The sequence below is a fragment of the Streptomyces arenae genome, from assembly GCF_022343545.1.
Lineage (GTDB): Bacteria > Actinomycetota > Actinomycetes > Streptomycetales > Streptomycetaceae > Streptomyces > Streptomyces humi.
Genome location: NZ_JAKQYH010000064.1, coordinates 504,027 through 512,883, shown reverse-complemented (window position 1 = coordinate 512,883; position 8,857 = coordinate 504,027). Strand labels below are relative to the sequence as shown.

Sequence of the window (8,857 nt, the reverse complement as noted above, 5' to 3'; positions counted from 1 at the left end):
GGCCGGTCGCCCTCTCAGGCCGGCTACCCGTCGTCGCCTTGGTGAGCCACTACCTCACCAACAAGCTGATAGGCCGCGGGCTCATCCTTCACCGCCGGAGCTTTTAACCCTCACAGATGCCTGCAAGAGTGTTATCCGGTATTAGACCCCGTTTCCAGGGCTTGTCCCAGAGTGAAGGGCAGATTGCCCACGTGTTACTCACCCGTTCGCCACTAATCCCCACCGAAGTGGTTCATCGTTCGACTTGCATGTGTTAAGCACGCCGCCAGCGTTCGTCCTGAGCCAGGATCAAACTCTCCGTGAATGTTTTCCCGTAATCGGGACGACACCACGAGAGCGGAACGACCGGAGGAATGATCCGACCGTTCACAGCGTCCTCGCTGTGTTATTTCTTCAAAGGAACCACGTCCCAGCCGATGTCGGCCGGAGACGGGGTATCAACATATCTGGCGTTGACTTTTGGCACGCTGTTGAGTTCTCAAGGAACGGTCGCTTCCTTTGTACTCACCCTCTCGGGCTTTCCTCCGGGCTTCCCTTCGGTGTCCCAAACTCTATCAGTGTTTTTCCGGCCTCCTGACCACCCTCCCGCAGGCATGCGGAAGATGATCCGAAGTTAGGATCTGATGAGTTTGGGTTCTGCCGACCGAGGACGCTTTTCCGCGCCGCTCGGCCCCAAGCAGGAGTACGACTGTACACGGGGCCTCGAAGGCCATGCAAATCCATTGGACTGGTGGTCTAGACCACTTGCTGGTAGCTTCCATGCGGAACCGCCACTTCACATGACATACGCTGCTGCTCAGTGCCGTCCGGGACAGGTAGTGACGGCCCGTAAGCAGCTCCACTCCTGGGAGGCTTCCCATGACCACCGTGACGTCCCCTCTCGCAGGACGCGCCATCGGACTGGCCGCGGTGCCCGATCCGGTCTTCTCCGGGGCCATGGTCGGCCCGGGTACGGCGATCGACCCCGCGCGCGAGCCTTCAGAGGTCGTGGCGCCCGTGGACGGGGTCATCGTCTCTCTGCACCCGCACGCGTTCGTCGTGGTCGACGCGAACGGCCACGGCGTCCTCACCCACCTCGGCATCGACACCGTCCAGCTCAACGGCGAGGGCTTCGAGCTGCTCGTCAACAAGGGCGACACCGTGAGCCGCGGCCAGGGCGTCGTGCGCTGGAACCCGGCCGCCGTCGAGGCCGCCGGCAAGTCCCCGGTGTGCCCCGTCGTCGCTCTGGAGGCCACCGCCGACTCCCTCGGCGACCTGCGCGAAGACGGCGACGTGAAGGCCGGCGACAGTCTCTTCACCTGGAACTGACCCGTCCGAGACGGACGACCTCGCCGCAGTGCCGTCATATGACGGAGCGGGCGGCGACCACCACAACCATCGCGGCGGCGGGACCCGCCGCACTATCGGAGACGGGTGAGATGGAGACAACGCTGCGAGGCGTCGGCGTGAGCCACGGAGTGGCGATCGGCGAGGTTCGGCACATGGGAACGGCGGTGCTGGAGCCGCCTGCCAAGCAGATCCCGGCGGAAGAGGCGGAGCGGGAGCAGGGCAGGGCCCGGCAGGCCGTGGAGGCGGTGGCCGCCGACCTGATGGCACGCGGCAACCTGGCCGGCGGCGAGGCCCAGGCGGTGCTCGAGGCGCAGGCCATGATGGCCCAGGACCCCGAGCTGATGGCGGACGTGGACCGGCGTATCGCCGTCGGCAGCACCGCCGAGCGTGCCGTGTACGACGCGTTCGCCGCGTACCGCGAACTGCTGGCCGGCGCCGGCGAGTACCTCGCCGGTCGGGTGGCCGACCTGGACGACGTGCGGAATCGTATCGTCGCCCGGTTGCTCGGGGTTCCGATGCCGGGTGTCCCGGACAGCGACGAGCCCTATGTCCTGGTGGCCCGGGACCTGGCGCCGGCGGACACCGCACTGCTGGACCCGACTCTGGTACTCGGCTTCGTCACCGAGGAGGGCGGGCCGACGAGTCACAGCGCGATCCTGGCCCGGGCGCTCGGTGTGCCGGCCGTCGTGGCGCTGCCGGGCGCCGGTGAGCTCGCCGAGGGCACGGTCATCGCCGTGGACGGCAGCACCGGCGACATCTTCGTGAACCCGAGTGCGGAGAAGAAGGCGGAGCTGGAGGCCGCGGCCGCCGCGCGCAAGGCCGCGCTGGCCGCCTCGACCGGTCCGGGCGTCACCGCTGACGGGCACAAGGTGCCGCTGCTGGCCAATGTGGGCGGGCCCGCGGATGTGCCGGCGGCCGTGGCCGCGGGTGCCGAGGGCGTCGGTCTGTTCCGTACCGAGTTCCTGTTCCTGGACGACAGCAAGAACGCTCCTTCCGAGGAGAAGCAGGTCGAGGCCTACCGTCAGGTGCTCGAGGCGTTCCCCGAGGGCCGGGTGGTCGTGCGGGTGCTGGACGCGGGTGCCGACAAGCCGCTGGACTTCCTGACCCCGGCCGACGAGCCGAACCCGGCGTTGGGCGTGCGTGGGCTGCGGACTCTCCTCGACCACCCCGACGTGCTGCGCACCCAGCTGACCGCGCTGGCGAAGGCGGCGGAGGGGCTGCCCGTCTACCTCGAGGTCATGGCGCCCATGGTGGCCGACCGTGCCGATGCCAAGGCGTTCGCGGACGCCTGCCGGGAGGCCGGGCTGCGGGCCAAGTTCGGCGCGATGGTGGAGATCCCGTCGGCCGCGCTGCGGGCGCGCTCGATCCTTCAGGAGGTCGAGTTCCTGTCGCTGGGGACCAACGACCTGGCGCAGTACACCTTCGCCGCGGACCGTCAGGTGGGTGCGGTGTCCCGGCTGCAGGATCCGTGGCAGCCCGCGTTGCTCGACCTGGTGGCGCTGTCGGCGGACGCGGCGAAGGCCGAGGGCAAGAGCTGCGGTGTGTGTGGTGAGGCCGCGTCCGATCCGCTGCTGGCCTGTGTGCTCGCGGGTCTGGGTGTCACCTCCCTGTCCATGGGTGCGGCGTCGATTCCTTATGTCCGGGCGATGCTGGCGAAGTACACCCTGGCCCAGTGCGAGCGGGCCGCGGCGGCCGCGCGCGCGGCCGACAGTGCCGACGAGGCCCGCGCGGCGGCTCAGGCGGTGCTGTCCGGCGAGTAGCCGGCCGCGGCCGGGCTCGGCTGTCCTTCCAGGGGCGCTCCACCTGCGGGTGGGGCGCCCCTGGCGCGTTCAGTGGTGGTGGCCCGCTGGCTTCTCCTGGGTGCCGAGGTCGGGTGGTGCGCAGTAGTCGACGTCGGATTCCGGGGAGATGAGGTCGCCGGATTCGATGTCGGTGCAGTAGGCGTCGAAGACCTCTCCGGCGGTGAGCGGAGCGAGGGTGTCGCCGCGCAGGCGCCAGCCGTAGACGCGGTCGGGGGTGCCCGGGGTGCTGGTTCGCATGACGAGCCCGCCGGGGCTGCGGGTGGCGAGGCCGAGGGCCAGGACGCTGGTGAATTCGAGGGTCTCGGCCTCGTCGAGCTGGGTGGTGCCTTCGGTGTCCTGGTCGGCGTGGAGGACGGTGACGAGGGTTTCGGGTGATCCGGAGATGCTGCACACGAGGTGCCGGTCGCCTGGTGGGGCGGTGTCGAGGATGCGGGTGAGGAGGTGGGAGGCGCGGGTGAAGGCGGCTCGTCCGATGTCTTCGCCGCAGGTGGGGCAGGGGCCGAGGCGGGCGAGGAGGGTGCTCGCGTACTCCCAGGTGGCCTGGCGTACCGCCTCGTCGACGAGGTCGGGGACGAGGTCGGTGAGGGGCCGGCCGTCGTAGGGGATGGTGGGGCCGGTGGCGGCGAGTTCGGCGGTGAAGCGGGTACGGCTCGCGGAGGCGTCCGGGTCGAGTCCGGTGTGGGTGCAGAACTCGGCGTATTCCTCGGGGTCGAACAGGGCGAGGGTGGTGTGGGTGCCCTCCGAGGCGCGGGTCCTGAGGAGGGCTTCGATCTGGTGGAGGTAGGTGAGGTGGTCGTCGAAGGTGAAGGTGCGGTAGCGCCGCATGGCGCGGAAGTCGTGTTCGTCGGTCAGCAGGCCGATGGTCCCGGCGATCTCGCGGCGCAGGACGCGTCGCAGTGCTCGGTGGTCGGTGCGCGCCATGGTTTTCCCCCTGTGTGCGGTCGATCAATCGGTCGATCAATGCTCACTCACCGTAACCGGCGCCACTGACAGTGAGGGTCGCGGCAGTCGGTCGCGGACGATCCGGTGCTGAATTCCGCAGGTCAGGGCGATGGCGACGCCGAATGCTGTCCAGCCGAGCGGGCCGGTGGCGATGGCGGCGGTGACGGCGAGTGGACCGATGCTGCGCTGGGCGGACTGCGCGAGGCCGTGGACGCCGAGGTAGGTGCCCTGGGCGCTGTCGGGTGCCAGGGCGACGGAGAGTTCCCAGGAGATGGTGGCGTGCAGCATCTCGGCGACGGTGAAGGCGGTGGCCGCGGCGGTGAGCAGGAGGACCGCGGTGAGGGTTCCGCCGGCTGCGGAGAGGGCCATCGTGGTGCCGCCGAGGGCGAACGCGGCGGAGAGCGGGACGAGGAGCCGGCGGGCGGCCTCGCTGCTGGTGCCGAAGCGGGCGAGCGGTACCTGGAGTGCCACGACCAGCACGTTGTTGAGGACGAGCAGCAGGGGTGCGAGGCCGTGCGGGACGTCGGTGCTGTGGGCGATGGCGAGGGGCAGGCCGATCTTGAAGACGGCGTCGTCGAGGAAGAGGACGGTGTCGGTGGCGACGTAGGCGAGGTAGGTCCGGTCGCGCCAGGGGTTGGCGGGCTTCTGGGGCTTCGCGCCGGTCCTGGAGCCGGTCACGATCCGGGAGGGTGAGGGGGGCTCACCGCAGCGCAGGGTGAGCAGGGCCGCCGCGACGAAGGACAGGGCGTCGCCCGCGAGGAGCCAGCGGTAGGCCGTGGTGGTGCCCACGGCGAGGGCCGCCGCGGCCGCGAGCCCGCCCAGGGCCCAGCCGGCGTTGGCGAGGGTGCGGCTGAGTGCCTGGTAGCGGACTCGGTCGGGTCCGGCGATGCGGGTGGCGTAGAGCTTGGTGAGGACGTTGGCGGCGCGGTCGCCGAGGGCGCCGACGGCCGAGACGGCGAGCAGCAGGGCGTAGTCGTCGGTGGTGAGGAGAGCGAAGGAGGCGAGGGCACGCAGGAGTTGGAGGGCGATCAGGACGCGGGTGAGGGGCAGGCGGTCGGCGAGGCGGCCGCCGAGTGGTGCTCCCGCGATGCCGATGGCACCCGAGAGGGCGGCGAGGGTGCCGACTTCGGCGAGGGAGAGTCCGGAGACGTAGGTGAAGTACAGGACCGAGACCGACGCCCACAGCCCGCTGCCGACGCGGTCGACCAGGGCGATGACGAGCATTCTGCGCCCGTCGCGGCCTCCGGGTATGCGTTCGGGCCGTTCGGTCGCGCCGGGCGTTCTCTGCACTGCTCCCCCTTGCCGGAAATTATGTACTGATACATACTTGCCAACGTGGTAACACAATATGGGATCACCGGTACGACAGCCAAGGGGATTGCCGCGTCCGTGGAACAGGGCGTGGCAGAGGGCGCGTTGGCCCCGGAGGCGGCGCTCCCGCCGGTCCGGCGGCTCGCGGCGGAGCTGGGGGTGAGTCCGGGCACGGTCGCGACGGCGTACAAGGAGCTGCGCGGGCGCGGGATCGTGGTCACGCGCGGGCGTGGCGGCACGGTCGTCGCGCCCGCTCCGGCGGTGGCGTCCAGGCGGCCGCCCAGGGTCCCCGCGGGGCTCCGCGATCTGGCCGGCGGCCATCCCGATGCCGCCCTGCTGCCCGGCCTGGTGCCGCCCTCGCGACTGTCCCCCGGCGCCCGGTCGCACCGTTCGGCACCCCGGCTCGCGAGGCTGGAGGAGGCCGTACGCGACTGGCTGCGGCCGGACGGCGTCCCGGTGGACCACGTGACGTTCGCGCACGGGGCGCTGGACCTGATCGGCCGCATTCTCTCCGTGGAGCTGCGGCCCGGCGACGCCGTGGCCATGGAGGACCCCGGGTACCACCATCTGCTCGACCTCGTCCCGGCGTTGGGGCTGCGGATCGTGCCGGTGGCCGTGGACGACGAGGGGATGCGTCCGGACGGTCTGAGCAGGGCGCTGCGCGCGGGTGTGCGCGCCGTGGTGTACAGCCCGCGGGCGCAGAATCCGTACGGCGGCTGTTTCTCGGCCGCGCGCCGGGACGCCTTGGCCGAGGTGCTGCGCAAGGAGTCCGACGTCCTGGTCGTCGAGAACGATCACGCGTCCTCGGTGACCGACGCCCCGCTGCACTCGGTGGCAGGCGCGGGCCTCGCGCGCTGGGTGCATGTGCGGACGGTGAGCAAGTTCCTCGGCACCGACCTGCGGTGGGCGGCGGCCGCCTGCGACGCGACGACGCTCGCGCGCCACGACGGTCTGCTGCTGCTGACGTCGGGCTGGGTCAGCCACCTGTTGCAGGAGACGGTTCTCGGGCTGATGACGGACACGGACACGCGCGCGTTGGTGGCGCGTGCGCGTGCGGCGTACTCAGTGCGCCGGGAGACGATCGCCGCGGAGCTCGCGGGGCGTGGGATCGCCTCGCACGGGGCGAGCGGGATGAACCTGTGGGTGCCCGTGCGCGACGAGTCGGCCGTGGTGAACGGCCTGCGGTCGTACGGCTGGTGGGTGGCGGCCGGGGCGCGTTTCCGGCTGTCGTCCGGCCCGGCGGTACGGATCTCGACCGCCGGTCTGGAGCCTGCCGACGCGGTGCTGCTGGCCTCGGACTTCGCCGCGGTGCTGGGCGAGTCCGAGGCCACCTACGGCGGCTGACCGCGCGCCGCGCGAGGGTCAGGCGCGCTTGCGGGCGAGGTCCTCGTAGAAAGCCAGCAGATCGAGGTTGTCGATGGAGCCCGGGTTGACGGCCTTCTCCAGGGGGGCGCCCTGGAGGAGCCGCTTCACCGGGACCTCGATGCGCTTGCCGGTGAGGGTGTGCGGGACGCCCGGCACCTCGATGACCTCGTCGGGGACGTGCCGGGGAGAGAGCTGTTCACGGATGGCCTGCTTGATGCGGTCCAGCAGGGCCTCGTCGAGGACCGCGCCGGGCGCCAGGTGGACGAAGAGGGGCATCCAGTAGCCGCCGTCGGGCTGCTCGATGCCGATGACCAGGGACTCCCTGATCTCGGGCAGCCGCTCGACGACCTCGTAGATGTCGGCCGAGCCCATCCGGACGCCCTGCCGGTTGAGCGTGGAGTCGGAGCGGCCGTGGATGACGACCGAGCCGCGCGCGGTGACGGTGATCCAGTCGCCGTGGCGCCAGACGCCGGGATAGGTGTCGAAGTAGCTGTCGTGGTAGCGGCTGCCGTCGGGGTCGTTCCAGAACCGGATCGGCATGGAGGGCATCGGGTTGGTGACGACCAGTTCGCCGACCTCGTCGACGACCGGGTTGCCGTGCGGGTCCCAGGCCTGGAGGTCGGTGCCCAGGCTGGGGGCCTGGAGTTCGCCGGTGTGGACCGGGAGGGTGGGTACCGCCCCCGCGAAGCAGGAGCACACGTCGGTGCCGCCGCTGACGGACGCGATCCAGAGGTCGGCGCGGACCTCGTCGTGCAGCCAGCGGAAGCCGTCGGGGGGCAGCGGCGAACCGGTGGTGGCGACGCACTGCACGCGGGAGAGGTCGAAGTCGCGGGACGGGTGGACGCCGGCCTTGCGGCAGGCCATCACATAGGCGGCGGACGTGCCGTAGAGGGTGGCTCCGGTGCGTTCGGCGACCCGCCACTGGGCGCTGACGTCGGGGTAGCCGGGGCTGCCGTCGTACAGGACGATCGTGGTGCCGGTGAGGAGGCCGGAGACGAGGAAGTTCCACATCATCCAGCCGGTCGAGGTGTACCAGAAGAAACGGCTTTCCGGGCCGAGGTCGCAGTGCAGGCCGAGCTGTTTGAGGTGTTCGACGAGGATGCCGCCCTGCGACTGGACGATGGCCTTGGGCAGACCCGTGGTCCCGGACGAGTAGAGCACCCACAGGGGGTGGTCGAACGGGACCTGTTCGAACTCGGGGTCGCTGTCGGCGGCGGTCAGGTCCGACCAGTCCAGGGCGCCCTCCGGCGCCGGAGTGCCGAGCAGCGGGATGTGCACGACCGCGCGCAGGGTCGGCAGTTCGGCGCGGAGTTCGGCCACGGTCACGCGGCGGTCGTGCTCCTTGCCGCCGTAGCGGTAGCCGTCGACGGTGAACAGGACGACGGGCTCGACCTGCTGGAAGCGGTCCAGGACGCTGCGGGCGCCGAAGTCGGGGGCGCAGGAGGTCCAGACGGCACCGACGGCGGCGGTGGCGAGGAGGGCGACCACGGCCTGCGGGATGTTCGGGAGGTAGCCGCTGACGCGGTCGCCGGGGCGGACTCCCAGGGCGCGCAGCCCGGCGGCCAGCGAACCCACCTGGCGGCGCAGTTCGGCCCAGGTGACCGGTTGGGGTTCGTGGGTCTCGTCGACATACAGGAGCGCGGGCTCGTCCGCGCGGGTGGCGGCGGCCCGCAGGGCGTGCTCGGCGTAGTTCAGGGTGGCGCCGGGGAACCACTCGGCGCCCGGCATGGAGCGGTCGCCGAGCACGCGCGCGTAGGGCGTCGAGAACCGCACGTCGAAGAAGTCCGTGAGGGCCTTCCAGAAGGTGTCCAGGTGGTCGACGGACCAGCGGTGCAGGGCCGGGTACCCGCCGTCGGCGGGTGCTCCGTGGTGGTCCGCCGCCCAGGACTGGAACCTGGTGATGCGTGCCTGGGCGATCCGCTCCGGATCGGGCTGCCAGAGCGGCTGGGGGTTCGCGGTCGACATGGGGCGGCTCCCGGGCTTCTGCGCTGGTGGGCGTGGGACGCGCACGGGCTGGGGTGTGCGCGTGACGCGGCTGACAGGGACGATGCCATGTGATCGACTTCTGCACCAGGGCGCTCCACATGGTCCGCGTCGTGAAGATGTGG

Annotated in this window: 6 protein-coding genes and 1 rRNA gene; 3 read left to right on the top strand and 4 right to left on the bottom strand. The window is 71.0% G+C overall.

Features of this window, described 5'->3' with window-relative positions; all coding sequences use genetic code 11:
- A 16S ribosomal RNA gene (locus MB828_RS30230) occupies positions 1 to 304 on the bottom strand; the annotation flags it as partial.
- A 554-nt stretch (positions 305 to 858) separates the two neighbouring features.
- On the opposite strand from MB828_RS30230, the gene MB828_RS30225 reads away from it, so the two are divergent.
- Both MB828_RS30225 and ptsP read left to right on the top strand, forming a co-directional pair.
- On the top strand, positions 859 to 1,308 hold the full coding sequence (locus MB828_RS30225; RefSeq protein ID WP_046732004.1) for a PTS sugar transporter subunit IIA: 450 nt from the start codon (positions 859 to 861) through the stop codon (positions 1,306 to 1,308).
- A 110-nt stretch (positions 1,309 to 1,418) separates the two neighbouring features.
- Complete coding sequence (ptsP, locus tag MB828_RS30220; protein ID WP_301650933.1) at positions 1,419 to 3,089, top strand: phosphoenolpyruvate--protein phosphotransferase; 1,671 nt, start codon at positions 1,419 to 1,421, stop codon at positions 3,087 to 3,089.
- Between the two features lie 69 nt (positions 3,090 to 3,158).
- Here ptsP and MB828_RS30215 read toward each other — a convergent pair whose 3' ends face one another.
- The gene (locus MB828_RS30215) at positions 3,159 to 4,052 is read right to left on the bottom strand and encodes a hypothetical protein (protein ID WP_301650932.1); all 894 of its coding nucleotides are present in this window, start codon (positions 4,050 to 4,052) and stop codon (positions 3,159 to 3,161) included.
- Between the two features lie 36 nt (positions 4,053 to 4,088).
- Positions 4,089 to 5,363 carry an MFS transporter gene (locus MB828_RS30210; protein WP_301650931.1) on the bottom strand — a complete coding sequence of 425 codons (1,275 nt, stop codon included), beginning with the start codon at positions 5,361 to 5,363 and terminating at the stop codon, positions 4,089 to 4,091.
- Positions 5,364 to 5,408: 45 nt separating this feature from the next.
- Here MB828_RS30210 and MB828_RS30205 point away from each other — a divergent pair, with 45 nt between their 5' ends.
- Complete coding sequence (locus tag MB828_RS30205) at positions 5,409 to 6,728, top strand: aminotransferase class I/II-fold pyridoxal phosphate-dependent enzyme (protein ID WP_301650930.1); 1,320 nt, start codon at positions 5,409 to 5,411, stop codon at positions 6,726 to 6,728.
- 18 nt (positions 6,729 to 6,746) lie between these two features.
- On the opposite strand, the gene MB828_RS30200 is transcribed toward MB828_RS30205, so the two are convergent.
- Positions 6,747 to 8,714, bottom strand: a complete 1,968-nt coding sequence (locus MB828_RS30200; protein ID WP_301650929.1) for an acetoacetate--CoA ligase — start codon at positions 8,712 to 8,714, stop codon at positions 6,747 to 6,749.
- Positions 8,715 to 8,857: the final 143 nt, after the last annotated feature.

What these genes read in the sequence shown, in the direction of transcription:
- MB828_RS30225 (WP_046732004.1), top strand. Translation starts at nt 859, where the DNA reads ATGACCACCGTGACGTCCCCTCTCGCAGGACGCGCCATCGGACTGGCC.
- MB828_RS30200 (WP_301650929.1), bottom strand. Translation starts at nt 8,714, where the DNA reads ATGTCGACCGCGAACCCCCAGCCGCTCTGGCAGCCCGATCCGGAGCGG.
- MB828_RS30215 (WP_301650932.1), bottom strand. Translation starts at nt 4,052, where the DNA reads ATGGCGCGCACCGACCACCGAGCACTGCGACGCGTCCTGCGCCGCGAG.
- ptsP (WP_301650933.1), top strand. Translation starts at nt 1,419, where the DNA reads ATGGAGACAACGCTGCGAGGCGTCGGCGTGAGCCACGGAGTGGCGATC.